At 41.4% G+C, this 26728-nt stretch carries 24 protein-coding genes; 20 read left to right on the top strand and 4 right to left on the bottom strand.

Features of this window, described 5'->3' with window-relative positions:
• The first annotated feature begins 51 nt into the window (after positions 1 to 51).
• The 13 genes from pcaB to EXE30_RS14250 all read left to right on the top strand — a co-directional run bounded on the left by pcaB (position 52) and on the right by EXE30_RS14250 (position 14114).
• Positions 52 to 1407 carry a 3-carboxy-cis,cis-muconate cycloisomerase gene (gene pcaB, locus EXE30_RS14310; protein ID WP_130162981.1) on the top strand — a complete coding sequence of 452 codons (1356 nt, stop codon included), beginning with the start codon at positions 52 to 54 and terminating at the stop codon, positions 1405 to 1407.
• The gene (gene pcaD, locus EXE30_RS14305) at positions 1404 to 2189 is read left to right on the top strand and encodes a 3-oxoadipate enol-lactonase (RefSeq protein WP_130162980.1); all 786 of its coding nucleotides are present in this window, start codon (positions 1404 to 1406) and stop codon (positions 2187 to 2189) included. The genes pcaB and pcaD overlap by 4 nt, the downstream gene beginning before the upstream one ends.
• Positions 2190 to 2231: 42 nt before the next feature.
• On the top strand, positions 2232 to 3584 hold the full coding sequence (locus EXE30_RS14300) for an MFS transporter (protein WP_130162979.1): 1353 nt from the start codon (positions 2232 to 2234) through the stop codon (positions 3582 to 3584).
• A 26-nt stretch (positions 3585 to 3610) separates the two neighbouring features.
• On the top strand, positions 3611 to 4024 hold the full coding sequence (gene pcaC / locus EXE30_RS14295) for a 4-carboxymuconolactone decarboxylase (protein WP_004671782.1): 414 nt from the start codon (positions 3611 to 3613) through the stop codon (positions 4022 to 4024).
• Positions 4025 to 4034: 10 nt separating this feature from the next.
• Positions 4035 to 4760: a protocatechuate 3,4-dioxygenase subunit beta gene (gene pcaH, locus EXE30_RS14290; RefSeq protein WP_130162978.1), complete on the top strand. Its 726-nt coding sequence runs from the start codon at positions 4035 to 4037 to the stop codon at positions 4758 to 4760.
• Positions 4761 to 4772: 12 nt separating this feature from the next.
• The gene (pcaG, locus tag EXE30_RS14285; RefSeq protein ID WP_130162977.1) at positions 4773 to 5402 is read left to right on the top strand and encodes a protocatechuate 3,4-dioxygenase subunit alpha; all 630 of its coding nucleotides are present in this window, start codon (positions 4773 to 4775) and stop codon (positions 5400 to 5402) included.
• Between the two features lie 83 nt (positions 5403 to 5485).
• Complete coding sequence (gene aroD, locus EXE30_RS14280; protein WP_165382415.1) at positions 5486 to 6319, top strand: type I 3-dehydroquinate dehydratase; 834 nt, start codon at positions 5486 to 5488, stop codon at positions 6317 to 6319.
• 18 nt (positions 6320 to 6337) lie between these two features.
• The gene (locus EXE30_RS14275; protein ID WP_130162975.1) at positions 6338 to 7798 is read left to right on the top strand and encodes a right-handed parallel beta-helix repeat-containing protein; all 1461 of its coding nucleotides are present in this window, start codon (positions 6338 to 6340) and stop codon (positions 7796 to 7798) included.
• Positions 7799 to 7858: 60 nt separating this feature from the next.
• Positions 7859 to 9187, top strand: coding sequence for a carbohydrate porin (locus tag EXE30_RS14270; protein WP_130162974.1), 1329 nt, complete (start codon positions 7859 to 7861; stop codon positions 9185 to 9187).
• Positions 9188 to 9204: 17 nt separating this feature from the next.
• Positions 9205 to 11628, top strand: coding sequence for a glucose/quinate/shikimate family membrane-bound PQQ-dependent dehydrogenase (locus tag EXE30_RS14265; RefSeq protein WP_130162973.1), 2424 nt, complete (start codon positions 9205 to 9207; stop codon positions 11626 to 11628).
• A gap of 230 nt (positions 11629 to 11858) precedes the next feature.
• On the top strand, positions 11859 to 12359 hold the full coding sequence (uraD, locus tag EXE30_RS14260; RefSeq protein WP_121930040.1) for a 2-oxo-4-hydroxy-4-carboxy-5-ureidoimidazoline decarboxylase: 501 nt from the start codon (positions 11859 to 11861) through the stop codon (positions 12357 to 12359).
• Positions 12359 to 12694: a hydroxyisourate hydrolase gene (uraH, locus tag EXE30_RS14255; RefSeq protein ID WP_130162972.1), complete on the top strand. Its 336-nt coding sequence runs from the start codon at positions 12359 to 12361 to the stop codon at positions 12692 to 12694. The genes uraD and uraH overlap by 1 nt, the downstream gene beginning before the upstream one ends.
• 46 nt (positions 12695 to 12740) lie before the next feature.
• A complete protein-coding gene (locus EXE30_RS14250) occupies positions 12741 to 14114 on the top strand; it encodes a nucleobase:cation symporter-2 family protein (protein WP_130162971.1) in 1374 nt (457 codons plus the stop codon).
• Between the two features lie 126 nt (positions 14115 to 14240).
• On the opposite strand, the gene hpxO is transcribed toward EXE30_RS14250, so the two are convergent.
• The gene (gene hpxO / locus EXE30_RS14245; RefSeq protein WP_130162970.1) at positions 14241 to 15398 is read right to left on the bottom strand and encodes an FAD-dependent urate hydroxylase HpxO; all 1158 of its coding nucleotides are present in this window, start codon (positions 15396 to 15398) and stop codon (positions 14241 to 14243) included.
• Between the two features lie 181 nt (positions 15399 to 15579).
• Complete coding sequence (locus tag EXE30_RS14240) at positions 15580 to 16290, bottom strand: FadR/GntR family transcriptional regulator (protein ID WP_130162969.1); 711 nt, start codon at positions 16288 to 16290, stop codon at positions 15580 to 15582.
• A 161-nt stretch (positions 16291 to 16451) separates the two neighbouring features.
• Between EXE30_RS14240 and alc the strand changes: the two genes are divergently transcribed.
• Together alc and EXE30_RS14230 are read left to right on the top strand one after the other, a co-directional pair.
• A complete protein-coding gene (gene alc, locus EXE30_RS14235) occupies positions 16452 to 17456 on the top strand; it encodes an allantoicase (RefSeq protein WP_130162968.1) in 1005 nt (334 codons plus the stop codon).
• 285 nt (positions 17457 to 17741) lie between these two features.
• Positions 17742 to 18245, top strand: coding sequence for an ureidoglycolate lyase (locus EXE30_RS14230; RefSeq protein WP_130162967.1), 504 nt, complete (start codon positions 17742 to 17744; stop codon positions 18243 to 18245).
• A gap of 201 nt (positions 18246 to 18446) precedes the next feature.
• On the opposite strand, the gene puuE is transcribed toward EXE30_RS14230, so the two are convergent.
• On the bottom strand, positions 18447 to 19400 hold the full coding sequence (puuE, locus tag EXE30_RS14225; protein ID WP_130162966.1) for an allantoinase PuuE: 954 nt from the start codon (positions 19398 to 19400) through the stop codon (positions 18447 to 18449).
• A gap of 129 nt (positions 19401 to 19529) precedes the next feature.
• Entirely contained in the window at positions 19530 to 20459 is a 930-nt protein-coding gene (locus EXE30_RS14220; RefSeq protein ID WP_130162965.1) for a LysR family transcriptional regulator, read from the bottom strand.
• A 175-nt stretch (positions 20460 to 20634) separates the two neighbouring features.
• Between EXE30_RS14220 and EXE30_RS14215 the strand changes: the two genes are divergently transcribed.
• The 5 genes from EXE30_RS14215 (at position 20635) to hutH (ending at position 26709) form a co-directional block, all read left to right on the top strand.
• The gene (locus EXE30_RS14215) at positions 20635 to 21690 is read left to right on the top strand and encodes an aromatic ring-hydroxylating oxygenase subunit alpha (RefSeq protein ID WP_130162964.1); all 1056 of its coding nucleotides are present in this window, start codon (positions 20635 to 20637) and stop codon (positions 21688 to 21690) included.
• Positions 21691 to 21840: 150 nt separating this feature from the next.
• A complete protein-coding gene (gene hutC, locus EXE30_RS14210; RefSeq protein WP_121929991.1) occupies positions 21841 to 22593 on the top strand; it encodes a histidine utilization repressor in 753 nt (250 codons plus the stop codon).
• On the top strand, positions 22590 to 23171 hold the full coding sequence (locus tag EXE30_RS14205) for a HutD/Ves family protein (protein ID WP_130162963.1): 582 nt from the start codon (positions 22590 to 22592) through the stop codon (positions 23169 to 23171). The genes hutC and EXE30_RS14205 overlap by 4 nt, the downstream gene beginning before the upstream one ends.
• A 234-nt stretch (positions 23172 to 23405) precedes the next feature.
• Positions 23406 to 25082 carry a urocanate hydratase gene (hutU, locus tag EXE30_RS14200; protein WP_130162982.1) on the top strand — a complete coding sequence of 559 codons (1677 nt, stop codon included), beginning with the start codon at positions 23406 to 23408 and terminating at the stop codon, positions 25080 to 25082.
• An 88-nt stretch (positions 25083 to 25170) separates the two neighbouring features.
• Complete coding sequence (gene hutH / locus EXE30_RS14195; protein ID WP_130162962.1) at positions 25171 to 26709, top strand: histidine ammonia-lyase; 1539 nt, start codon at positions 25171 to 25173, stop codon at positions 26707 to 26709.
• Positions 26710 to 26728: the final 19 nt, after the last annotated feature.

The raw sequence follows: 26728 nt of genomic DNA, 5'->3' as shown, positions 1-26728 counted from the left end.
GGTCGGTCAAGGCATTGCTTTGATTATTCAGCGAGTTGAGTGAGGTCTGCTATGAGTCAGTTATACGCCAGCTTATTTTATCAGCCTGATGTCACTACCATATTTAGTGATCAAGCTTTATTGAATTATATGATTCAAGCCGAAGTGGCTTTGGCTAAAGCTCAGGCTCAGGTCAATGTCGTTCCTATAGCAGCAGCAACGATGATTGAACAGGTTGGTCAATCCGCATTAGAAAAAATTGATTTCGATGCTTTAGCAGTAGCAACGGGTTTAGCTGGAAATATTGCGATTCCGTTTGTGAAGCAATTTACAGCGATTGTGAAGCAGCACGATGAAGATGCTTCTCGCTATGTGCATTGGGGTGCAACCAGTCAAGACATCATTGATACTGCGACGATTTTACAGTGTCGTGATGCCTTGGGATTGATCGAAAAGCAACTTCACTCTGCATATCAAATTTCTCTGCAACAGGCTGAGCGTTATCGTGACCAAGTGATGATTGGGCGTACATGGTTGCAGCAAGCTTTGCCGATTACATTAGGACATAAGTTCGCACGTTATGCGGCTGCATTTAAGCGTGATCTTGACCGGTTGCAATCGATGAAAGATCGAGTCTTAACAGCCCAACTCGGTGGTGCGGTGGGTTCATTGGCCTCGTTACAAGATCAAGGTTCTGCTGTGGTTCAAGCCTTTTCAGCTGAATTAGGCCTCTCAACACCTGAATGTACATGGCATGGTGAGCGTGATCGTATTGTAGAGATTGCCAGTCTACTTGCCATGATTGTGGGCAATGTTGGCAAGATGGCAAAAGATTGGTCGCTATTGATGCAGACTGAAATCGCTGAAGTTTATGAACCAACAGCAAAAGGGCGTGGTGGTTCATCGACAATGCCTCACAAGCGAAATCCTGTTGCAGCCGCTTCAATTCTTGCAGCTGCAAATCGCGTTCCAGCGCTGATGGCTAGTGTTTATCAAAGCATGGTTCAAGACCACGAACGTGCTTTAGGTGCATGGCATGCGGAATGGTTAGCAATACCTGAAATTTTTCAACTATGTGCGGGTGCATTAGAGCGCAGTAATGAGGTTTTACAAGGAATAGAAGTCAATGTAGATGCAATGCAACGGAATCTTGAAACGACACAAGGTTTGATTATGGCGGAGTCCGTCATGATGGCACTGGCAGCCAAGATTGGTCGTTTAAATGCTCATCATCTGGTTGAGCAAGCATGTCAGCAAGCAGTTGAACAAGATACGCATTTGAAAAATATTTTATCGAATCTAGATGAAGTGAAAGAACATTTTTCAGCACAAGCATTGGATCAGCTTTTCCAGCCTAAGTCATATTTGGGCAATATTCAGGCGCAAATTGATGCAGTACTACAAGCAGCGCAAGGAGACTCAAAATGATGGCCAATATTCATAATCGTCAAGGACATCAACTCGCTGTGCAAGTACAGGGTCCAAAAGATGCGCCAGTGATTATGTTTTCTAACTCGCTCGGAACAGATCAGGGTATGTGGCAAGCACAGGTTGAAGCATTGTCAGAACAATATCAAATCGTAACTTACGATAGCCGTGGTCACGGTGCGAGTAGTGTTATTGAGAGTAGCACTTTGCAAAACCTTGCCGAAGATGTTGTTGATATTTTAGATGCGCTCAAAATTGAAAAGGCACATTTTTGTGGCATTTCAATGGGGGGCATTACTGCACTCGCTTTAGCGATCCAGTTTCCCGAACGTTTGCATAGCATTACGGTGGCAAATTCAGCTGCAAAGATTTGGACAGCAGAAGGTTGGAATGCACGTGCTGATAGTGTTGAGCAGCAAGGTCTAGCGGATATCGTCAAAACCACTCATACGAGATGGTTTAGCGAACACTTTGATTATGCCCATGATGTGCTGGCACAGAAAACTATTCAAAGTTTAGCGGTGACACCCGCACAAGGTTATGCCCATGCCTGTCGAGCTTTAGCGGATGCAGATCTACGAGATCAACTTCAACAGATCCAAATCCCGACGTGCATTATTGCAGGTCAGTTTGACCCTGTTACCACGGTTCAGGATGCAACATTTATGCATCAGTCTATTTCACACAGTCAGCTTGAAATCTTGGCAGCTTCACATTTATCGAATATTGAGCAACCTCAGGTTTTCAATCAAGCATTGTCAACGTTTATTCAGAAAATATAACCGTTTCGGGTTAGAAAGGAATTCGCCTACAAGGAGGCAACTATGGCACAGGAATTTGCTGCCCCAAAAAACAGTATGGATGCACAGGCGCTGATTAATGATGCACCGCTTAGTAAGTATCAGTGGATGATTGCAATCATTTGTTTTCTCATCGTATTTGTAGATGGAATTGATACTGCGGCGATGGGTTTTATCGCACCTGCTTTGGCGCAAGATTGGGGCATTGACCGTTCGCAACTTGGTCCTGTGATGAGTGCTGCACTTGGCGGCATGATCATTGGGGCATTGGTCTCAGGTCCTACAGCAGATCGTTTTGGTCGTAAGATTGTTTTAACGATTTCTATGCTGATTTTTGGTGGTTTTACTTTGGCTTCTGCCTATGCCACCAATTTAGATAGTTTGGTGCTATTACGTTTCTTAACAGGTATTGGTTTAGGCGCAGCGATGCCGAATGCAACGACATTGTTCTCGGAATATTGTCCACATCGTGTTCGTTCATTATTAGTAACCTGTATGTTCTGTGGCTATAACTTAGGTATGGCAACAGGTGGTTTTATTAGTAGTTGGCTGATTCCGACTTTTGGATGGCACAGCCTTTTTTTATTAGGTGGATGGTCGCCACTGATCTTGATGCTGCTGGTGATCTTTTTCTTACCTGAGTCTTATCGCTATTTGATTGTGAAAGGCAAGAATCCTGAAAAAGTACGCAAAATTTTAAATCGTATTGCACCATCAAAAGTTCAAGGGGTAACCGAGTTTCATATCCCAGAAGAACACTCTGCGGTTGCGCAAAAGAAAAATGTGTTTGGCATGTTGTTCTCTAAGCAATATTCCAAAGGTACCGTTTTATTGTGGTCAACCTACTTCATGGGTTTAGTGGTGATTTATCTACTGACCAGTTGGTTACCAACTTTAATGCGTGAAACTGGCGCAACCATGGAGCGTGCTGCATTTATCGGTGGTCTGTTCCAATTTGGTGGTGTACTCAGTGCCTTATTTATTGGTTGGGCAATGGATCGTTTCAACCCAAATCGAATTATTGCAGGTTTCTACTTTGTTGCAGGGCTATTTGCGATTGCAGTCGGTCAAAGCTTAGCAAATCCAACTTTACTTGCTGTTTTAGTTTTATGTGCTGGTATTGCCATCAATGGCGCGCAGTCTGCGATGCCAGCATTGAGTGCTCGTTTCTATCCAACCCAATGTCGTGCAACAGGAATTGCATGGATGACAGGTATCGGTCGTTTCGGTGCTGTATTTGGTGCGTGGATCGGGGCTGTTTTACTTGGGAATAATTGGTCGTTCACTATGATTTTAAGCATGTTGTTTATTCCAGCAACGGCTGCTGCTGTGGCGATCTTTGTGAAATCTCTAGTTGCGCATACGGATGCAACCTAACTTTCTTTCAATTCGGGACAACGTCAATGAATGATGAACAACGTTATCAACAAGGTCTGAAAGTCCGTACAGAAGTACTGGGTGAAAAACATGTCGGGCGTTCTTTAGAGAACCTGAATGACTTTAACCAAGATTTTCAAAATTTTATTAGCCGTTTTGCTTGGGGTGAAGTGTGGTCACGTGAAGGTTTGCCACGTCATACCCGTAGCTTAGTTACCATCGCTATTTTGTTGGCTTTGGGACGCGAAGACGAACTCAGAATGCATTTACGTGCTTGTTTTAACAACGGTGTGACCAAGGATGAGCTTAAAGAGCTGATTTTACATAGTTCATTGTATGCAGGCTTACCAGCCGCAAATGCTGCAATGCACATGGCAGAAGAGGTTTTTAAAGAACTTGGAATAGAGGTGCTACCCATTTCAGCACAACAACAGGATTAAGGAGATGAGCATGTTCAATCATACTTTGGGTGCATATCCGCAACGGAATACTGATGATCACCCACCAGCTTATACACCGGGGTATAAAACCAGTGTATTACGCTCGCCAAAAAATGCGTTGATTTCGATCAATGAAACTTTAACCGAGGTGACATCACCACATTTTTCACCCAGCATTTTTGGCCCTAAAGACAATGATTTGATTTTGAACTATGCCAAAGAGGGTTTGCCTGTTGGAGAACGCATCATCGTGCATGGCTATGTGCGTGATCAGTTTGGTCGTCCTGTTAAAAATGCCTTATTAGAAGTATGGCAAGCGAATGCTTCAGGTCGTTACCGTCATCCAAATGACAAATTTATTGGTGCGATGGATCCGAATTTTGGTGGTTGTGGTCGTACTTTAACAGATGAAAATGGTTTCTATATTTTCCGCACCATTAAACCAGGCCCATATCCATGGCGTAACCGGATCAATGAATGGCGTCCTGCACATATCCATTTCTCATTAATTGCAGACGGTTGGGCGCAACGTTTGATTTCGCAGTTCTATTTTGAAGGCGATACTTTAATTGACTCATGTCCAATCTTGAAAACAATTCCATCTGAAGATCAACGTCGTGCCTTAATTGCGTTGGAAGATAAAAACAATTTCATTGAATCAGATAGCCGTTGCTACCGCTTTGATATTCATCTTCGTGGTCGTCGTGCGACTTATTTTGAAAATGATTTGACTTAATGGAGTAACACAATGAACGCGTGGAATTTTCAGGAATTGAAAGAAACCCCATCACAAACAGGTGGTCCTTATGTACATATTGGTTTGTTACCACAGCAAGCCAATATCGAAGTGTTTGAACACAACTTTAACAATCAGTTGGTGAGTGAAAAAACGCAAGGTCAGCGCATTCGTCTTGAAGGACAAGTATTTGATGGACTGGGTTTGCCATTAAGAGATGTGTTGTTGGAAATTTGGCAAGCCGATGCCAATGGTGTTTACCCAAGTCAAGCCGATAAGCAAGGTAAGGCCGTTGATCCAAACTTTTTAGGTTGGGGACGGACGGGTGCAAACTTTGAAACAGGTTTCTGGAGTTTCAATACCATCAAACCGGGTGCCGTTGCAGGCCGTAAAGGTACAACACAAGCACCGCATATTGCAGTGGTTGTCTTTGCACGTGGTATCAATCTCGGTTTGCATACTCGTATTTACTTTGATGATGAAGTTGAAGCAAATGCCAACGACCCAGTTTTAAACAGTATTGAATGGGCAACACGTCGTCAAACCTTAATTGCAAAACGCACAGAAGTGGATGGTGAAGTGGTGTATCGCTTTGACATTCGTATCCAAGGCGAAGATGAAACGGTGTTTTTTGATATTTAAAGTTTTTAAATTTTAACTGAATAACCAATGATTGCTTGTTCTTGTGAAAGACAGGCAATCCATTAAGGACGATGATGATGAAAATGAAAACACTGGCAGCATTAACACTGCTTGTTAGCCCTTTATTTACGGTTCAAATGGTGCAGGCTCAAGAAAATGTTCATAGCCCAGTTCAATTGGCTGAGCTTGCCAAGTCACCAGTTAAAACGATTGTACCGATTACTGCAAAAACTAAAGAACAAGCGATCGCTCAAGCTAAAGTGATTGCAGCCAATCAAGATGCAGATCTAGCAGAATTTCGTATTGATTTGCTCGATTTTGCTGCTGATACCAAACAGGTAATTGCTTTAGGACACGAATTAAAAAAGGTATTAGGCAATAAACCAGTGATCGCTACCATTCGTACCCATAACGAAGGTGGTCAACTCACTATTAGCGATGCTAATTATGGCAAGACCTATCAAGCCTATTTAAAACAGCCTTTTATGGACATGCTGGATGTTGAAATGTTCCGTGATCAGCAGATCGTCAAAAATACAGTTCAACTGGCACATGACAAAAAAGTGCTGATCGTGATGTCGAATCATGATTTTAAGAAAACGCCAAGCGAAGATGAAATCATTAAACGTTTATTGAAACAAGATGAACTTGGTGCGGATATTTTAAAAATTGCAGTGATGCCGCAAAACAAACAAGATGTTTTTACCTTGATGAATGCCACCTTAAAAGTTAGCCAACTTTCAAATAAACCATTGTTGACCATGTCGATGGGCAAACTAGGCACAATTTCACGTATTGCGACAGCCAATATGGGGGGCAGTTTTAGCTTCGGCATGATTGGTGAAGCATCAGCACCCGGTCAAATTGATGTGACCCAACTGAAACAGTTGTTAAAAACAGTTCAGCCGACAGAATAATTGAAAAGGATTTTTAAAATGAAAGTTATTTCTTTACGTTTAAGCGCGCTCGCAATCGGTTTAGCAGTATCAGGTATGGCAGCAGCTGAAACTTACATCGTAGACCGTTATCAGGATGACACTGAAAAAGGTTCACTGCGTTGGGCGATTGAACAAGCCAATAGCAAGCCGACAGAAGCCAGCGAGATTCTAATTCAGGCAGTAGGGAAAGCACCTTATGCCATCAAGGTAAATAGCCCACTTCCTGAAATTAAAGCACCAGTCAAAATCATTGGTACGCAATGGGCGAAAACAGGTGAACATATTGCCATTGATGGTTCAAATTATATTAAAGGTCGAGGCGTCGAGGCGTGTCCTGGCGCTGTAGAAGGGCAATATGGGACGAATGTACGTACAACCACTTTACCGGGAATTGTGCTACGTGACATTAATGGTGTGACCGTCCAAGGTTTAGAAATTCGTCACTTCTGTATTGGTATTTTGATGAATCGTGCCAGCAACAACCTGATTCAACACAACCGTATTATGCACAACTATGGTGGTGCGGGTGTGATGTTGACAGGTGATGATGGGAAAGGCAATCCAACTGCAACCACTACCAATAACAACAAAGTCCTCAATAACTATTTCCAAGACAATGGTGATGGCTTAGAGCTAACACGTGGTGCTGCATTTAATTTAGTTGCGAATAACCATTTTATTTCAACTTCAGCAAATCCAGAGCCATCTCAAGGGATTGAAATTCTTTGGGGAAATGATAATGCGGTTGTGGGGAATAAATTTGAAAATTATTCGGATGGTTTACAGATTAATTGGGGCAAACGCAACTATATCGCCTATAACGAGCTAACCAATAACTCATTAGGATTTAACCTAACTGGCGACGGTAATATTTTAGATAGCAACAAAATTCATGGCAATCGTATTGGTATTGCGATCCGTTCTGAAAAAGATGCCAATGCACGTATTACATTAACAAAAAATCAAATTTGGAATAATGCGAAGGATATTAAACGCTGTGAAGCAGGCGGAAGCTGTGAACCAAACCAACGTTTAGGTGCAATCACTTTTGATATTCCGGGATTAGAGCATGCAAATTTTGTGGGTTCTCGTGGGCATGGTGTCAAGATTGATCCTGCAAACTTACAAAAAACTTGTCAGCAGCCAAATCAACAAGGCTGTAATCCACAACCAAACCAAGCCATTCAAGCACCAAAACTGACACTCTCAAAAGGTCAACTTGCTGTTGAAGTAAAAGGACAACCAAATCAGCGTTATCAAGTCGAATTTTTTGGAAACTCGGTCGCTAGTTCAAATGAAGCCGAACTTTATTTAGGTTCAGCGATTGCTGTTACCAATGCTCAAGGTGTAGCAACAGTTTCATGGAAACCAACTGCTCAAGTTGCCTCCATAACTGCCAATGTGACGGATCATTTAGGCGCTACATCTGAACTGAGTTCAGCCGTGCGAGTCAAATAACAATAAAAGTAGCACCTTTCATGGGGTGCTACTTAGATTAGAAAGACAAGGAATTTATCGATGAAACAGCATTCACTTTTATTTAAAACGACGGTACTGGCATTTTCAATTTTATCTGTACAGCATGTTTTCGCGGATCAACCGTGGTCACAAGATCGTCAATGGTTATTAGGTGATTGGAATGGACAACGCCAACAACTAGAAAAAGAGGGTTATAAATTTACCGCATCGATTATGAGTCAATCAGCAACCAATTTGGATGGTGGCTACAATGATGACAATGCCTTTAAAAATGCAGCGCAATTATCTTTAGGTGCAAATTTTGACTTAGAAAAAATTGCAGGGTGGAAAGACACGACCGCTAATATCTTGATCACTAAACGAGATGGTAATGCTCTGACTTTGGAAAGGATTAAAGACCCACGCTCAAGTGCATTAAGCAACTCGCAAGAAATCTATGGACGCGGCAAAATCTGGCGTTTATCGCAGGCATGGATTAAAACAGGTTTTGTTGATAATACGGTTCAATTCAAAATCGGTCGTATGGGCATGTCTGAAGACTTTAATGGCTCTCAATGTGAATTCCAAAATTTATTGTTATGTGGAAGCCAACTCGGTAAATCGATCGGCTCGATTTGGTACAACTTACCTGTCGGCTTGTGGGGCGCAAATGTGAAATACCAGTTTGCACCTGAGTGGACGCTCGGTGTAGGTGTTTATGAAGTTAATCCTGATAACGTTAAAACCGATAAAAATAGTGATGGTTTTAACTTGGATATGAATAATGTCAAAGGGGCAACTATACCAGTAGAGCTGGCTTGGAAACCTAAATTGGCGGCATTTAATGGTTTGGCAGGTGAATATAAAGTTGGCGCACTATATTCGACTGCTGAGGCAAATGACATCGCGATTGCAGATAAAGTGCATGATAGCAAACATAGCTTTTGGCTTAATGCGCAACAACAGTTAACACAGAAAGGCGATGATCCAAAACGTGGTTTGTATGCCAGTGTTAATGTCGTCGTAAACGATAAAGAAACAACAGCAGTTCGAAGTACACAACAACTTGCCGTTTGGTACAAGGGTGCTTTTGATCAACGACCAAATGACTCGATTGGTTTGGGGATCGCAAATTACATAGTCAATGATCGTTATAAAGATCGTCAAATCGATATCAATCATAGTCGTGGTTACGACCAATATGATGCATTCGCAGCAGATTATGTTCCTGTTCAACGAGATGAGCTCAATGTTGAATTGAACTATACCTATCAATGGTCACCAGCAATTATGTTACGACCAAATCTACAATATATCCATCAACCTGCGGGTGTGAAAGAGGTGGATGATGCTTGGGTTGCTGGATTGAGCATGCGAGTGAATTTTTAATTTAGGAGTATGACCCCATGTCAGAATCTACCAACAGTCATACCATATTAAAAATATGGTGCTTCGTCTTAGGTCTAGCATTATTGCTTACAGGACTATTTTTCACTGTAGGCGGCGCAAAGCTCGTCTCACTTGGCGGTTCATGGTATTTCATCATTGCAGGGCTATTAACACTGGCATCTGCACTGTTCATTTTTAAGCGTAAAGCCTTAGGTGTCTGGTTATTTGCGATCGTTTTTGTCGGTACGGTTATTTGGTCTTTGATTGATGCAGGTTGGGAATTTTGGCCATTATTCTCGCGCCTAATGTTCCCAGCAGGTATTTTTGCTGCATTGATGTTTACCCTGCCATCAATTCGCCGTTATCAATTTCAGTCAGGTGCGGATTTACCTGCTTATGCTGTAGGTGCATTGACTGTTGTTGGTATGATCATTGGTTTTTATCAAATGTTCCAACCCCATCCAACCGTTGCTGCATCGGGACAACAATTACCGTTGGTGCCTGTTCAAACAGATATGAAGCAAACCAATTGGCAACATTATGGTCAAGATGCAGGAGGGAGTCGCTTCGCAGCTTTAGATCAAATTACCCGTGACAATGTCCATCAGTTAAAAGAAGCGTGGCGCTTTCGCACAGGTGATTTTACAACGGGTTCGGGCAATGGTGCAGAAGATCAAATGACGCCGTTGCAAGTTGGAAATAAAGTCTTTTTATGTACACCACATAACAATATTTTTGCCTTAGAAGCAGACTCAGGTAAACAAATCTGGAAAGCAGAAGTCAACTCCAAGGCGGATGCTTGGGAGCGTTGCCGTGGTGTTGCTTATTTCGATACAACTCAACCCATTCAACAACCAAGTTTAGCGGGTGCTACACCTGTACAAACGGTTGCAACCAATACGGCATGTTTACGTCGTGTTTATACCAATACTCCTGATGGACGTTTAATCGCGGTGAATGCGGATACGGGTGAACGCTGTAAAGATTTTGGTGTCGATGGCACGGTTGATTTGCATAAAGGTCTAGGTGAGGGCACTAAAGCACCACGTTTCCAAGTCACCTCAGCACCCACTGTGGCAGGGTCAGTCTTGGTCGTTGGTAGCCGTATTGCTGATAACTTTGCTGCAGACATGCCGGGCGGTGTGATCCGTGCATACGATGTCATTACAGGTGAATTGCGTTGGGTATTTGATCCACGTAATCCTGATCCAAATTATATGCTTAAAGAAGGCGAGATATATAAGCGTAGTTCTGCAAATGCATGGGCTGCGTTATCTTATGATCCTGAGATGAACACAGTATTTTTGCCAATGGGAAGCTCATCTGTCGATGTGTGGGGAGGTAATCGTCAACCTTTGGATCATAAATACAATTCATCAGTATTGGCTTTAGATGCAACCACAGGTAAAGAGAAATGGGTTTATCAAACCGTCCATAATGATTTATGGGATTTTGATTTGCCGATGCAACCGAGTCTTGTTGATTTCCCAATGACGGACGGAACAAATAAGCCTGCGGTGGTAATTGGAACAAAATCAGGTCAGTTCTTTGTTCTTGATCGGCTAACAGGCCAACCTTTAACAAAAGTGATTGAGCAGCCTGTTAAATCTGCCGATATTCCTAATGAGCAATATAGCCCGACGCAACCTCGTTCAGTAGAAATGCCGCAAATTGGCAATCAAACAATTACTGAATCGGATATGTGGGGCGCGACACCATTTGATCAACTGATGTGTCGTATTAACTTTAAGTCGATGCGCTATGAAGGTTTGTTTACTGCACCAGGAACAGATGTATCTTTAAGTTTTCCGGGTTCTTTGGGGGGAATGAACTGGGGTAGCATCGCTTTTGATCCTAGCCATCAATACATGTTTGTTAATGATATGCGCTTGGGTTTATGGATTCAGTTAATTCAGCAAACACCAGAAGATTTAGCGCTGGAAGCAAGTGGCGGTGAAAAGGTCAATACAGGTATGGGTGCAGTACCGATGAAAGGTACACCATACAAAGTAAACAAAGATCGCTTTTGGTCGAAGTTCAATATCCCATGTCAAAAACCACCTTATGGTACGATGACTGCAATTGATATGCGTACACGTCAAATTGCTTGGCAAGTACCAATGGGGACAGTAGAAGATACAGGACCTATGGGAATCAAAATGGGGCTGAAAGTACCGATTGGTATGCCGACGATTGGTGGGCCAATGGCGACACAAGGTGGTTTGGTATTCTTTGCTGCAACGCAAGACTACTATCTACGTGCACTTGATTCGTCTACAGGAAAAGAGTTGTGGAAGTCACGTATGCCAGTGGGTAGCCAAGGCACACCGATTAGTTATGTTTCACCTAAAAATGGTAAACAGTACGTGATGATTACCGCGGGTGGTGCTCGTCAATCCCCTGATCATGGTGATTATGTGATTGCATATAGCCTAGATTAAGTTCAATTTAATCTTTAAAAAGCTGCAATAGATTTTCTATTGCAGCTTTTTTATTGTTCAAAAATATTTTCTTTAGACTTTTTCCATCATTGTGGACACCTTCTATGTATTTTTCCCATTGAGATAAACAAAAACAAGTTATGGACAAAACCTTTTGAATTGGCATGTTCATTGCTTCATATGTTTTATCTGGTCAGACCAGTCAGATGGTGTCACAAATTGGAGCAAACATGGATTTAGATCAATTCAATCAATTAAAAGCTGAGCAAGCGATGGACGCATTAAAGCCGTGTGTGCATATCCCATCATGGATTCAAAGTATTGTTATGCAACGTCCTTTTGTTTCAGCAGATGAATTGTATCAAACAGCTGCCTTACACACCCAAACATGGCAATGGTCAGAAATCTCAGAGTCGCTTGCACAGCATCCGCGAATCGGTGAGAAAAAAGCTGCCATGACCTTATCTGAAAAAGAGCAACAGTTTTCGCAAAAAGAACAAGCTCAGCTTGATACGGAGCATGATTTTCAACAGGCACTGTATCAGGGCAATTTAGCGTATGAGCACAAATTTGGTCATATCTTTTTGATTCGTGCGGCAGGACGTTCAGGTTCGGAAATGTTAGCAGAACTCAACCGACGTTTAGAAAATACAACCGAGCAAGAGCAGCTCGAAGTGAAACAGCAACTCAGTGAAATTGCATTAATTCGCTTAAAGCAGGAGATTCAATAATGGCAGCGATCAGTACACATATTTTAAATGCATCACATGGGAAACCTGCTGCGGGTGTTGCCGTTGAATTATTGCAGGAAACGTCTCTCGGCTATGTGTTGATGGATCAACAACTCACAGATGTTGATGGACGTATTAAAGCATTTGATATTGATTCATTTACACACGGCAATTATCAACTCATTTTCCACATTGCTGATTATTTTCAATCTCTAGAGGTTGAAAGCTTTTATCCCAGAGTGTGTATCGATTTTAAGGTAAACGACATTCACCAACATTATCACGTGCCTTTATTGATCAGCCCATTTTCTTATTCCACCTATCGCGGCAGTTAATACAAGCAATGAAGAAAATATAAATTTTGATTGAGGAAAGATTTCCATGCACAACGATAAAAAGCACAGTGATACGGGTGCAACAGTTTCAGCAGAACACCAATATTTAGGAATGAATAAAAACGTCATTTATGGCTTGCAACATGTGCTAACCATGTATGGTGGGATCATTGCACCACCACTCATTATCGGTGCTGCCGCAGGGTTGCAGGCTTCGGAAATTGGGCTATTGGTTGCTGCCGCACTTTTTGTCGGTGGTATCGCAACCATGTTGCAAACCTTAGGTTTTAAACATTTTGGCGCAAAACTTCCGATTGTCCAAGGCGTATCTTTTGCAGGCGTTGCAACGATTTTAGCCATTGTCACTACGGGTGGTGGATTGGCTTCAGCATTTGGTGCGGTGATTGTTGCTTCATTGATTGGTTTATTACTCGCACCATTCTTTTCAAAAATTATTCGTTTCTTCCCACCTGTGGTGACAGGTTGTGTGATTACCATGATTGGTATTTCGTTATTGCCAGTTGCGATTCGCTGGATGATGGGGGGAAACCCGAAAGCTGAGAATTGGGGAGATCCAGCAAATATTGGTTTAGCTGCAATGACTTTAGCGATTGTGATTATTTTCAGTATGTTAAAAAGTCAGCTTATGCGTCGTCTGGCGATTTTAATTGCGATTGTTTTAGGCACAGTACTCGCTTCATTGGCTGGATTTGCAGATTTTTCCAAAGTCGCTAACGGTTCAATGTTCGCTTTTCCTCATTTCTTTCATTTTGGCATGCCAGTGTTTGAATTTACCGCCATTCTTTCGATGGTGATTGTAACTTTAGTGATTATGACGGAAACCACAGCCGATATTATTGCGATTGGGGAAATCGTTGGAACCAAAGTGGATGCAAAACGGATTGGCGATGGTTTACGCGCAGATATGTTGTCTAGTGCAGTTGCCCCAATCTTTGGTTCATTTATGCAAACCGCATTTGCGCAAAATGTAGGGTTGGTCGCGATCACAGGGGTAAAAAGTCGTTTTGTGGTGGCAACAGCAGGCGGGATTCTGGTGGTACTTGGTTTATTACCGATTGTCGGGCGTTTAGTGGCTGCGATTCCAATGCCAGTTTTAGGTGGTGCTGGTATTGTCTTGTTTGGCACTGTGGCAGCCAGTGGTATTCGTACTCTAGCAAAAGTAGATTATAACGATCACAAGAATCTCATTATTGTCGCAACGTCATTGGCGATCGGCATGATCCCAATTGCAAACCATGAGTTCTATGCACAATTTCCAAAATGGGTCGGGACCTTATTACATTCAGGAATTAGCTCGGCATGTATGACTGCCATTTTGTTGAATATTTTATTTCACCATTTACCTTTTACCAAAAAATCAGTTGAGGACGCTACATTGCCTGTCAACTCAGGGCATTGATGGCAGTCCAAGTAGCCTATTTCAAATGTGAAATGGGTTTTTACTATTCGATTTACAGCATTGTCTGATTAAATTGTTGAGATAAAAAAAACCCCCATTGAAGGGGGGAGTTAAAACTTTGCTTTATTAATCTAATGGATTTCCAACAATATTGCTAATAATTCCTTGCATGATGTGTGAACCTTGTTCTTGATAAAGTGATTGATACCATTCCTCAGTCACTTTTTGATCTTTCATGTGGGTCACATCACAACGTTTACGGGCACGCAACACCATTTCTCGAGTGCGATCATTTCGCTTATTTTGGTATCGTGCCAGTGCATCTTCTAACCCAAAAGTATTTATCTGCAATGTACGTGCCAAATAGATGGCATCTTCCATGGCTTGGCAGCCACCTTGACCAATATCAGGTGTAGTACTGTGAGCTGCATCGCCCAATAAAACCACCCGACCTTTATAAAAATTCATAAAGGGATCAATGTCATGGATTTCAACACGATTGGTTTTTTGTTCATCCAAACAATCAATTAGTTTGTGTACAGGAGTGCACCAATTTTTAAAATATTTTTTTAACTCAGTTTTATATTCATCACGTTGATTCGGTAGTCCGACCTCTAAAGGTACATCGAAGAAATAATAAAAACGATTTTGTGCGACAGGCATGAGCGAAACACGTTTTCCCTCACCAATATAGGTCGTCCATTGTTGTGCTGGAGCGATATCCTCATCGATTTCAACCAACCCATTCCAATTGACATAGCCTGCGTAACGTCGTTCGACTTGATAGTCCAATACAAATGTACGGGTAATGGAATGGGTTCCATCTGCACCAATCAATAAATCGGCCGTTATTTGAGAGCCATCTGCAAAATGAATGTTGACATGATCAGGATGATTTTCAATTTCGGTCATTTTCATGCCGAGTTTAATATCTTCTAAACCAAACTGTTGCATGAGGAGCTGTTGTAAGTCTGCACGAGCGACAGGGTAGGCACGTTGTCCTACTTCTTTGTATAAAGGTGTTAGGCTAAATTGGGTCATGGTCTGATGCGTGAGCCCATCGATATAGGCAAGTGATTCCATTCGTCCACCCAATGCTTGGATTTGATCAGTCAAGCCAAGGTAGTTTAAACATTTAACCCCATTTGACCATAAAGAAATTGCTGCACCTACAGGCAGAATTTCCGCTGTTTGTTCATAGATCGTAACCTGATGCCCAAATTTTTTTAAAGCGATACCAGCAGTTAAACCGCCCATACCTGCACCTACAATCGCAATATTCATCGTTTAGACCCTGATTGTTAAAAATATAGAATTTCTAAACAGTCTTAAGCGAGAAGCGTGCCAGTTTTACTATGTGGTTTTACTGGTCATACCAGTTGTTGTGCTTCATTAAAAAGCAGAAATGGGGTGGGTGAGTTGATGTGGTTCAAAGTTTGAGGCAAAGTGGTGCGTGGAAATAAGATCATTGCTCATGCCGAGAAAAATAAACCCCCGCACGTTGAGCAGCACCAATGATATGCGCTTGCATGGCTTTCTCAGCCGTTACAGCATCTTGTTTAAATAACGCTTGTAAAATCACGTTATGTTCTTGAATGGTTTTAAAGGCAAGATTAGGTTGGACAAAAGGGAGGATCTGGCTTTTTTTCATCCATTCTGTATGCATTTTAAGTGTTTGAATAATCGATTGATTATGACTCAATTCTATAATGTGTTGATGAAAGGCATAATCAGATTCGGAAGCAGCTTGCCAATTTTGTTCTGTGATTGCAGTCGCAAGCGCTTCATAGTGTTGTTGTAAGATCGTTTTATCATTTTCCGTTAAGTATTCGCAGGCGAGCAGGGCACAAAAGCCTTCTAAAACATAGCGTAATTGATAGAAATCTTTTAAGGAAATGCGGTGTTCACCTTCCCATTGTTCAACGGCTTTACTGTGTTGTGAAATGACATAAACCCCTTTACCAGCCTTGATTTCCAACAATCCCAAAGCGGCAAGACGTGTCAAAGCTTCACGCAAAGAAGCACGACTTATTCCGAGTTGGAGCGCTAAATCACGTTGAGAGGGTAATGTTGAACCAATCGCATAAGTCCCTTGTTGAATGCGTTGATGGATGACTTCCACAGCTTGCTCAGTCACCTGAGATGATTTTCCATTGAGCATTGCTTGTGGGCTCATCAGTAGTCTAACCTAAATAAAATAATCAATTTGATTCTACACAAAATTCATAATTTTAGATTGACTCAAACTAAAATTAAGCAAATTTTTTATAACAGGTCAGACCAGTTGGACTGGATTTTGCATATAATGAATCATATAAAATGTTTTAGGATTGATCAATGACGGTGCATATTGCCAAAGCAGTGACTTTGCCAAATAACTTAAAGGGTTTAACCAATTTAGCTGATGCGCGTATTGGCGCGAGTATTGTGTCTTGTTCCGATGAGTTTTTCGCAAGTGCGGAAAGAATGTTGCAAACTGAACCCGCCAAATTTATTGAAGGTAAATTTGATGATCATGGTAAATGGATGGATGGCTGGGAGACACGTCGTAAGCGTGAAGCTGGTTATGATTGGTGCATCGTTCGTTTAGGTGTAACAGGAACAGTCTCTGGCTTTGATATTGATACTTCATTTTTTACAGGGAATTATCCTGCTTCCGCCTCAATAGAAGGGTGTTATGCACCTGATGATCAATTGGAAAATATCACTTGGACTCCATTGTTAGAAAATTCAGTTTTATCTCCAGACCATCATCATTTTTTCAATTGTGAAGCACAAAAAATTACTCATATTCGCATTAATATTTTCCCTGATGGTGGGATTGCTCGCTTACGCATTTATGGAAATGTCGTCCTTGAAAATATAGATTCAACTCAACAAATTGATCTGATTGGTTTGAAAAATGGTGGACGTATTGTGGCATTTAGCGATGCGCATTACGGTCATCCGAATAATTTACTCAGCCCAGATCGCGGCATCAATATGGGAGATGGTTGGGAAACCAAGCGTCGTCGTGAACCTGGTTTTGACTGGTGCATTATTGCCTTAGGTCAAACGGGGCACGTAGAAAAAATCGAAATTGATACAGCGCATTTTAAGGGTAATTTTCCTGCATTTTGTTCGATCCAAGCCGCTTATGTTGAAGATGCTACGGATGCTCAGTTGATTCCACAAAGTATGTTTTGGCCTTTTGTGTTAGAGCAGCAACCGTTATCAATGGATGCGATTCACGCATATATTGCCGAAATTTTGCAGCATCAAAAAGTGAACTATATCCGTGTCAATATGATTCCAGATGGGGGGATCAGTCGGATTCGATTGTGGGGCAAAATCACAGAATGAAATTGTTTCTTCAGTAATGAGCAAGGTCATATAAGTTTTGATAAAACAGATCATTTTTGAATTGGTATTTGCTTACTTTTGAAAGATCAAAAGTAACAAAAATCTTTTGTTAGGCTGATGGCACATCCTGAGCAAAACCAAAGTACTGCTTGGGTTGAAGCGCAAGACAGCCTAACGGGCGGCATCCATGCCGCCTAGCTCGATAGCAAATGTTCATTATGCATTGGATTAGAGAAGAACAATCTATGAAGTTTCGTTCTGCTAAAATAAAGTGAAGTTCAATATATGAGAAAAAACATCCAAATTCAGCCTTTAACTCAAGACAGTTTCTCCGCTTTTGGTGATGTGCTTGAAAAAGAAAATCATGATTTTTTTTCGATTAACCAAGGGTTAACTGAGCGCTATCATGCACTTTCTCTCGCACAAGTATCAGGTGAAAATGCTGTGGTAGGTATGAGTATTTTTCATAATTTATGTGCAACAGAAGTTCCATTCAAAATTGATATGCTTGAGCGTCATCCTTGTGGTTCACAGTCGTTTATTCCACTACAACAGCAAAAATTTATCATTATTGTGGCTTTACCTTTGGATCACTCACAACCAGATGAACAGCAGATATTTGCTTTTCTAAGCAATGGCAAGCAAGGCATTACCTATCATCAAGGGGTTTGGCATCATCCATTGATTACATTAGAAGCTGAAAGTGGTTTTTTAGTCGTCGATCGGATTGGTGAGGGCAAAAACTGTGATGTGTATCCTTTGACTCAATCGCGATGGATTGTCGAGTAAATTTACATGTTATAGAACAGATTCTACCTTGAATTGCAATATAACTCGCTTTACATGTGGAAATATGAATGAGCTAATAAGTCAGTATTCACCCAAAGGTATTGATCTCAATTAAGCATATAGAACATACTTAAACAAAGATGTAATGACTTTAAACTCCCAAGTGAAAGAGTCATGTAATTTCAGCATACATCAATGAATCTATGTGCCCTCATAAGGATGATGTCTATACCAATGCTCAGCAATCTGCTGACGAGTACAGACCCAAACACGATCATGATTCTGAACATAATCCAAAAAGCGTTGTAATGCTTTAAAACGCGCTGGACGACCTAGAATTCGACAATGCATCCCGATGGATAACATTTTCGGTGATGTGGCACCTTCTGCATACAACACATCAAATGCATCTTTTAAATATTCAAAAAAATCCTCACTGCGATTAAAGCCCGTTGGTGAAGCGAATTTCATGTCATTGGTATCAAGCGTATAGGGAATAATTAAATGAGGACGAGTTTCGCCATTTTCTTTGCTTAGCGAGGTCCAAAAGGGTAGATCATCACCATAGTAATCACTGTCATATTGAATCTGATCATAGTCAGCCAACAGTTGACGGGTATTTGGACTATCACGCCCTGTGTACCAACCTGTTGGATATTCGCCAAATAAATCTTTTAAAATCTGCATAGCTTCAGCCATATGCTGTTTTTCAGTCTCAATATCTACATTTTGATAATGAATCCAACGTAAGCCATGCGAAACCACATCATAATGATGCTGTTTAATTGCCTCAACGACCAATGGATTTCGTTGTAATGCCATCGCTACTGCAAAAATGCTCATTGGCAAATGACGTTTGGCGAACTCTTGCTGAATACGCCAAAAACCGACTCGTGAACCATATTCATAAATCGAATCCATCGACAGATGCCGATCAGGATAACTTTCTGCACCGCTAATTTCAGATAGAAATTGTTCTGAACCCTCATCGCCATGCAGAATATGTTTTTCACCGCCTTCCTCATAATTCAATACAAATTGTACTGCGATTTTGGCTTGATTTGGCCATTGGGCGTGAGGAGGATGATTGGCATAACCCAACATATCTCGAGGATAGTCTGGTGAAAAATGATTAGCTTGATCTGAGACGGTCATGAGTTTGCCTGAATCATTAAAATGTGAAACTTCACATCAAATTACTTGATGTTATAACTTGATGTCAAATTATAAAACAATACAAATCAAATACTTGTTGTTTTATTTTGGTGCATTAATTGAATTTATTTATTGATAAATCCCAGTCACGCGCAATTTTAGTGCTTCCATCTCTTCAATGATTTGATTCATCATGATTTGTGCAATACGGGAAAGTTGTCGTTTTGGTGCAACACATAAGGCAAGGGTAATGGGATGTAGCCCATTTTCATGGATTGCTCTAAACTCGAACGCATCATTTTCAATAAAAGGATAGGCATCCAAATAACTCATGATGCCAATGCCTAAATTCTGTCTCAGCAAGGAAATCATCATACGAATGTCGTTGCATTCGATTTTATGTGGCGGTTTAAAATCATGTTTCTTGTATAAGGCGGTGACGTGATCGTGAATAATTAAAGGTGAAGCAGGGATGATATGGTTGAATTCCAGTGTATCCGAGAAATAGAGTTTTTGCTTATTTGCTAAGGGATGGTGTTTGGGAATGACAAAACCGAGCGGTACTTCAATAAAAGAACTGATTTGCAATTGATGCTGATGTTTAGGATTGAGAATCAAGCCAAAATCCAGCTCAGCATTAATGACCATCTCTGCCACACTTTCACTATCGAGCACACAAATATTAAAATTAATCCAAGGATAATCTTGATGGATCGATTGGATCACTTGAGTGACGAAACCTTCGCAGAGTGCTGAAATCATTCCAAAATCAATTGCTCCACGCTGTAAACCTTGAATCTCATTTAAGCGCTTTTGTGTCATTTGAAAGTCTTTTTGCCAATTGCGTAAATCCGCATATAGCAACTCACCCGCTAAAGTCAGTTTTAGTCCATTTGGCAGACGTTCAAATAGTGCAACGCCGAGTTCTTCTTCAGCCAAAGTAATCTGACGATGCACTGCTGAGACAGAAATATAAAGTTGATCTGCCGCTTTTCGCAAACTACCTGTTTTGGCGACAGCAATAAAATATTCTGCAAAACGGGAAAAAGGTAATGCCATTGCAAACACGCTGAATAAAATGAGTATTTATGCAAAAGCAATTTTAGTGCCCAAGTGTTCTAATTTTTAGAATGATTGATCAAATTCATTCTAATAGACGAGGTTATTGTTCTGCTCCAAACTGCTTTTAAGCCATACAGATTCATGATCTATAGCAGGAAAATGAGAGCAAACAATGAATGCAATCCCTTTAATTAATGTGCCGAATAAACCTTGTCATAGCCAGTTTGATGATCGAGATTGGGAAATACTGGCGCAACATTGGTATCCCGTTGCACGAGTTGAAGATGTAACTACAAAGCCTCAGCAAGTCACTTTACTTGATTTGAATATGGTGATTTATAAAACTGAACAGGGAAATATTCATTTGGTGCGTGATATTTGCCCACATCGAGGTGTACCGTTAAGCAAGGGATGGGTCGAAGGTGAAACGATTATTTGCCCTTATCATGGTTTACATTTCAATGAAGATGGCAAATGCACCAAAATTCCTGCGCAACCCGATTTGACTAAAATTTCTGATCGTTTTTCCCTCACCAAATTTCCTGTGGTTTTAAAATATGGTTTGGTGTGGACTAGTATTTTAGGACGAGATGAAAGCTTGGCTAATTTCCCTGTTTTGGATACATGGGATGCAGAACAGCACCAAGCGATCTTGCCGCCGTATGTGGATATTGCGGGTTCAAGTGGTCGTCAATTGGAAGGGTTCATTGATGTCGCTCATTTTGCTTGGGTGCATCACAACGCATTTGCAGATCGAGAAAACCCTGTTGTTCCAAAATATTTAACTGAACGCACTGATTATGGTTTACACACTGAATATGTGAGTAACGTCAGTAATTACCCACATGGGATGCAGCATTTAGCGTCTGATGATTTTCTTTGGGAACGTATTTTTGATGTCTATCCACCATTTTCAGCAGTACTCACCATCCATTTTCCAAATGATGGTGTGTTAAAGATTTTAAATGCCTGTTGCCCTGTATCACATAACAAAACCCGTTTGTTTGTGCCTTTAACTCGAAACTTTGATATGACGGGTGATTTACAAGGTGTTTATGATTTTAATGCGCAGATTTTTGCCGAAGATCAGGAGATGGTGGAGTCTCAGAAACCTGAAGAGTTGCCCTTAGATATTACAATGGAAGCACATTTTGAAGCAGATCGCTCTTCGACCATGTACCGTCGTATTTTGGCTGAGTGGGGCTTGAGTAAACGGTATACGGTATAAGAGAATACAAGTTAAGGGCTATTCAGTTTTTTAAACGCTTGATATTGCGATTTATTAGAATCGAAAAAAACTAATTGTATATGCTTGTATATACAAATGCGATTTATTCATTATACAATAACTTAGCATATATTGTATGAGCTTTAGCCAATGTCAAGAACGTCCAAGCAACAAGATTTGGATTTATCACTCGCAGAAGATAGTCCTGTCCCTTTGTATTTGCGTGTGAAACAAATGATTTCACAAAAAATCTATGAAGGCACATGGACGGTGAATAAAAAAATTCCTTCGGAAAGTGAATTGGTGAATTTGCTCGGTTGTAGCCGTATGACCATTAACCGAGCTTTACGAGAGTTGACCAGTGAAGGTTTGTTGGTGCGTATACAAGGGGTCGGTTCGTTTGTAGCAGAAGGGCAAGGTCGCACCGCGCTTTTTCATGTCAATAATATTGCAGAAGAAATTCTTGCTCGGAATCATAAACATCATGCCGAAGTATTGGTATTAGAACAGATTCAGGCAAATGCTGAACAAAGTGCACTCATGCAAATGCGGGAAGGACAAAAGCTTTTTCATTCGATTATCGTACATTATGAAAATGATGTGCCTGTACAAATCGAAGACCGTTTGGTTGACCCTACACTGATTCCAGATTATTTAGCGCAAGACTTTAGCAGCATTACACCAAACGCTTATTTGATGTCAAAAGCACCTGTAACCGAAGGTGAGCATGTAGTAACGGCGGTACTTGGTTCTGCGCAAGAATGTAAATGGTTGAAGATCAATAAGACCGAGCCTTGTTTATTGATTCGCCGTCGAACTTGGTCAAATAAACAATTGATTTCCAGTGCGCGTTTGATTTATCCGGGTAGTCGTTATTATCTGGAAGGTAAATTTACGCAATGATTGAGCAGTTAACGACAGCACATTATAAAAAAATGCGATGGAAAAATGGCGCTGGCTACACTGTCGAACTTGCACGTAGCGAGGGCGAAAGTTTAGATGTATTTGATTGGCGTATTTCTATGGCCGATGTGAAATCAGCTGGTGAGTTTTCCAAGTTTCATGGGATGCAACGCATTCTTACAGTATTAGATGGTCAAGGCATTGTATTGAATGTCGATGATGATCATCGGCATCTAAAAACTTTGCAGTCTGTCCAATTTAGCGGTGAGCGTGATGTGAGTTGTGAATTACCTCATGGGCAAATTCAAGACTTTAATCTGATCTATGATCCTCAAAAGGTAAATGCCAGATATCAGTGGATTTCCGAACCTACAACATCAGAAATATTTAGTTCCTCCGATTTAATCTTTATTTTTAATCAAAGCCTTGAATTGTTAGAAATTGAAATTGATCAACAGGTTTTTCATTTGAAGCATCAAGAAAGTCTAAAAATTCAGTATGAAAAATTGTTGAAATTTATTGTATTAAGAGAGTCGATTTTGAAACAAACTTGTCTAATCGAACTCACAAAAATCTAAATTAGTTGCTTTTTTTAAAACCCATACAAATTGTAGTTGTATGGGTTTTTTCTTATTCGATAAAAAATAAATTATTTTATTTCATTGGCTTAAAATTTATTTTTAGAAATGGAATGAAATGCATCTTTTCAAGAGAAAAGATTTGTGTAGTATATGGATGTATATACAAGTTAATACATGCTGTATCGTAAAAGCAGTTTAATTTGCAGACCATATTCGATTGAAAGGAGTCTCATTGTGACAACGACCACAAAATTTCGTGACGTAGAAATTCGCGCACCGCGCGGTACAAAGCTCAATGCCAAAAGCTGGTTGACTGAAGCGCCACTACGTATGTTGATGAATAATCTTGATCCTGATGTTGCAGAAAATCCGAAAGAACTCGTGGTTTACGGTGGGATTGGTCGTGCTGCTCGCAATTGGGAATGTTATGACAAGATTGTTGAAACACTGAAAAACTTAGAGCTTGATGAGACGTTATTGGTTCAATCAGGCAAACCAGTTGGCGTGTTCAAAACCCACAAAGATGCGCCACGTGTGCTTATTGCCAACTCAAACCTTGTTCCACATTGGGCGAACTGGGAACACTTTAATGAGTTAGATGCAAAAGGCTTAGCAATGTACGGTCAAATGACCGCTGGTTCTTGGATCTATATCGGTAGTCAGGGAATTGTGCAGGGTACTTATGAAACCTTCGTTGAAGCAGGTCGCCAACATTACAATGGTGATTTAAAAGGTCGTTGGGTACTCACTGCTGGTTTAGGTGGTATGGGCGGTGCACAACCATTAGCTGCAACACTTGCTGGAGCTTGTTCTTTAAATATCGAATGCCAACAAGCCAGTATTGATTTCCGTTTACGTACACGCTATGTCGATGAGCAAGCAACAGACTTAGATGATGCGCTCGCGCGTATTGATAAATACACCAAAGAAGGTAAAGCGGTTTCGATTGCACTACATGGCAATGCTGCTGAGATTTTACCTGAGTTGGTTCGTCGTGGTGTACACCCAGATATGGTCACAGACCAAACCAGTGCACATGACCCATTGAATGGTTATTTACCACTGGGTTGGACGTGGGAAGAATATCGTCAACGTGCCAAAACTGAACCTGAAGTTGTGGTGAAAGCGGCAAAGCAATCGATGGCGAAGCATGTTCAAGCGATGCTAGATTTCCAAAAAATGGGTGTTCCAACGTTTGACTATGGCAATAACATTCGTCAAATGGCGCAAGAAGAAGGTATTACAAATGCCTTTGATTTCCCAGGTTTTGTTCCAGCATACATCCGTCCATTATTCTGCCGTGGTGTTGGTCCATTCCGTTGGGTTGCACTTTCAGGTGATCCAGAAGATATTTATAAAACAGATGCTAAAGTTAAAGAATTAATTCCAGATGATGAGCATTTACATCGCTGGTTAGACATGGCACGTGAGCGTATTAGCTTCCAAGGCTTACCAGCACGTATTTGTTGGGTAGGTTTAGGTTTACGTGCAAAACTCGGTTTGGCATTTAATGAGATGGTGCGTAGTGGTGAACTTTCAGCGCCAATCGTGATTGGTCGTGACCATTTAGATTCTGGTTCAGTATCAAGTCCTAACCGTGAAACTGAAGCGATGCAAGATGGTTCAGATGCAGTTTCAGATTGGCCGTTACTCAATGCATTACTGAATACCGCAGGTGGCGCAACGTGGGTGTCATTGCATCACGGTGGTGGTGTGGGCATGGGCTTCTCGCAACACTCAGGTGTCGTCATCGTCTGTGATGGTACAGATGAAGCAGCAGCGCGTATTGCACGTGTATTGACCAATGACCCTGCAACAGGGGTGATGCGTCATGCAGATGCTGGTTATGACATCGCGATTGATTGTGCCAAAGAGCAAGGTTTGAACCTGCCAATGATCACTCGATAAAAAACATCACAACAACGATTACGGCGTTTTTTGCAATTGTGTAACAAGCGCCGTAAGAAAATAATATAGTGCAAAACAGGACGCCAAAATGGAACTCTTAATTCAACCCGGCAAACTTACGTTAGCAGATCTGCGCCACGCATACTTGAACCCAATCAAAGTCAAACTTGATGACAGTGCCGCTGCTGCGATTAATGCCAGCGTTGCTTGCGTTGAGCAAATCGTTAATGAAGGGCGTACGGCTTACGGTATTAATACTGGTTTTGGTTTATTGGCTTCGACCAAGATCGCACCTGAAGATCTAGAAAAGCTACAACGTTCTTTAGTGCTTTCTCACGCTGCTGGTGTGGGTGAGCCGCTTGATGATGCCATGGTTCGCCTAATCATGCTGTTAAAGGTCAATAGCTTGGCGCGTGGTTTTTCGGGTATTCGCCGTAAAGTCATTGATGCGATTATGGCACTGATCAATGCTGAGGTTTATCCACATATTCCATTAAAGGGTTCAGTGGGTGCTTCGGGTGATTTGGCGCCACTTGCACATATGTCTTTAATTTTACTCGGTGAAAGTAAAGCACGTTATAAGGGTGAATGGTTACCTGCTGTTGACGCACTCAAAATCGCGGGCTTAGAACCGATTTCTTTAGCAGCAAAAGAAGGTTTGGCGCTGTTAAATGGTACACAAGTTTCAACCGCATACGCATTGCGTGGTTTATTTGAAGCAGAAGATTTGTTTGCTGCTGCAACGGTTTGTGGTGGTTTAAGTGTTGAGGCCATGCTTGGTTCGCGTGCGCCTTTCGATGCACGTATTCATGAAGTACGTGGTCAACGTGGTCAAATTGATGTTGCTGTTGCATATCGTGACTTATTGACAGATTCAAGTGAGATTGCACATTCGCATGAAGATTGTAGCAAGGTTCAAGATCCGTATTCGCTCCGTTGTCAACCACAGGTCATGGGCGCTTGTTTAACTCAAATCCGTCAAGCGGCAGAAGTGTTGGCGATTGAGTCAAATGCAGTTTCGGATAACCCATTGGTTTTCGCAGCAGAAGGCGACGTGATTTCCGGCGGTAACTTCCATGCTGAACCTGTTGCAATGGCGGCTGACAATTTGGCATTGGCGATTGCAGAAATTGGATCGCTGTCAGAGCGTCGTATTTCCATGATGATGGATCGTCACATGTCACAACTTCCACCATTCTTAGTGGCCAATGGGGGCGTGAACTCAGGCTTTATGATCGCACAAGTTACGGCTGCAGCTTTGGCGAGTGATAACAAAGCATTGGCACATCCTGCCAGTGTCGATAGTTTGCCAACTTCAGCAAATCAAGAAGACCATGTTTCTATGGCACCGAATGCGGGTAAACGTTTGTGGTACATGGCAGACAACGTACGTGGCATTCTGGCTGTTGAATGGTTAGGTGCATGTCAGGGTCTTGATTTCCGTGAAGGCTTGAAAAGCTCTCCAAAACTTGAGCTCGCGCGTAAAATCTTGCGTGATCAAGTACCTTATTATAGTGAAGATCGCTTCTTTGCACCTGATATTGAACAAGCAAGTGAATTGCTTGCAAGTGGATGTTTGAACGAGTTAATTATTCCAAATCTCTTACCGAGTTTAGTTAAAGGCTGATCAATAAAACGGCCACATG

This window comes from Acinetobacter halotolerans, assembly GCF_004208515.1.
Lineage (GTDB): Bacteria > Pseudomonadota > Gammaproteobacteria > Pseudomonadales > Moraxellaceae > Acinetobacter > Acinetobacter halotolerans.
The sequence above is the reverse complement of the archived record's forward strand: the minus strand, read 5'-3'. Positions and strand labels throughout refer to the sequence as shown.

Coding starts and splice junctions, on each gene's coding strand:
- pcaB (WP_130162981.1), top strand. CDS start 52: ATGAGTCAGTTATACGCCAGCTTATTTTATCAGCCTGATGTCACTACC.
- uraH (WP_130162972.1), top strand. CDS start 12,359: ATGGCAGCGATCAGTACACATATTTTAAATGCATCACATGGGAAACCT.
- EXE30_RS14240 (WP_130162969.1), bottom strand. CDS start 16,290: ATGAGCCCACAAGCAATGCTCAATGGAAAATCATCTCAGGTGACTGAG.
- EXE30_RS14275 (WP_130162975.1), top strand. CDS start 6,338: ATGAAAGTTATTTCTTTACGTTTAAGCGCGCTCGCAATCGGTTTAGCA.
- EXE30_RS14270 (WP_130162974.1), top strand. CDS start 7,859: ATGAAACAGCATTCACTTTTATTTAAAACGACGGTACTGGCATTTTCA.
- pcaG (WP_130162977.1), top strand. CDS start 4,773: ATGAACGCGTGGAATTTTCAGGAATTGAAAGAAACCCCATCACAAACA.
- alc (WP_130162968.1), top strand. CDS start 16,452: ATGACGGTGCATATTGCCAAAGCAGTGACTTTGCCAAATAACTTAAAG.
- hutC (WP_121929991.1), top strand. CDS start 21,841: ATGTCAAGAACGTCCAAGCAACAAGATTTGGATTTATCACTCGCAGAA.
- EXE30_RS14215 (WP_130162964.1), top strand. CDS start 20,635: ATGAATGCAATCCCTTTAATTAATGTGCCGAATAAACCTTGTCATAGC.
- aroD (WP_165382415.1), top strand. CDS start 5,486: ATGAAAACACTGGCAGCATTAACACTGCTTGTTAGCCCTTTATTTACG.
- pcaD (WP_130162980.1), top strand. CDS start 1,404: ATGATGGCCAATATTCATAATCGTCAAGGACATCAACTCGCTGTGCAA.
- pcaH (WP_130162978.1), top strand. CDS start 4,035: ATGTTCAATCATACTTTGGGTGCATATCCGCAACGGAATACTGATGAT.
- uraD (WP_121930040.1), top strand. CDS start 11,859: ATGGATTTAGATCAATTCAATCAATTAAAAGCTGAGCAAGCGATGGAC.
- EXE30_RS14230 (WP_130162967.1), top strand. CDS start 17,742: ATGAGAAAAAACATCCAAATTCAGCCTTTAACTCAAGACAGTTTCTCC.
- hpxO (WP_130162970.1), bottom strand. CDS start 15,398: ATGAATATTGCGATTGTAGGTGCAGGTATGGGCGGTTTAACTGCTGGT.
- hutH (WP_130162962.1), top strand. CDS start 25,171: ATGGAACTCTTAATTCAACCCGGCAAACTTACGTTAGCAGATCTGCGC.
- pcaC (WP_004671782.1), top strand. CDS start 3,611: ATGAATGATGAACAACGTTATCAACAAGGTCTGAAAGTCCGTACAGAA.
- EXE30_RS14300 (WP_130162979.1), top strand. CDS start 2,232: ATGGCACAGGAATTTGCTGCCCCAAAAAACAGTATGGATGCACAGGCG.
- EXE30_RS14220 (WP_130162965.1), bottom strand. CDS start 20,459: ATGGCATTACCTTTTTCCCGTTTTGCAGAATATTTTATTGCTGTCGCC.
- puuE (WP_130162966.1), bottom strand. CDS start 19,400: ATGACCGTCTCAGATCAAGCTAATCATTTTTCACCAGACTATCCTCGA.
- EXE30_RS14265 (WP_130162973.1), top strand. CDS start 9,205: ATGTCAGAATCTACCAACAGTCATACCATATTAAAAATATGGTGCTTC.
- EXE30_RS14250 (WP_130162971.1), top strand. CDS start 12,741: ATGCACAACGATAAAAAGCACAGTGATACGGGTGCAACAGTTTCAGCA.
- EXE30_RS14205 (WP_130162963.1), top strand. CDS start 22,590: ATGATTGAGCAGTTAACGACAGCACATTATAAAAAAATGCGATGGAAA.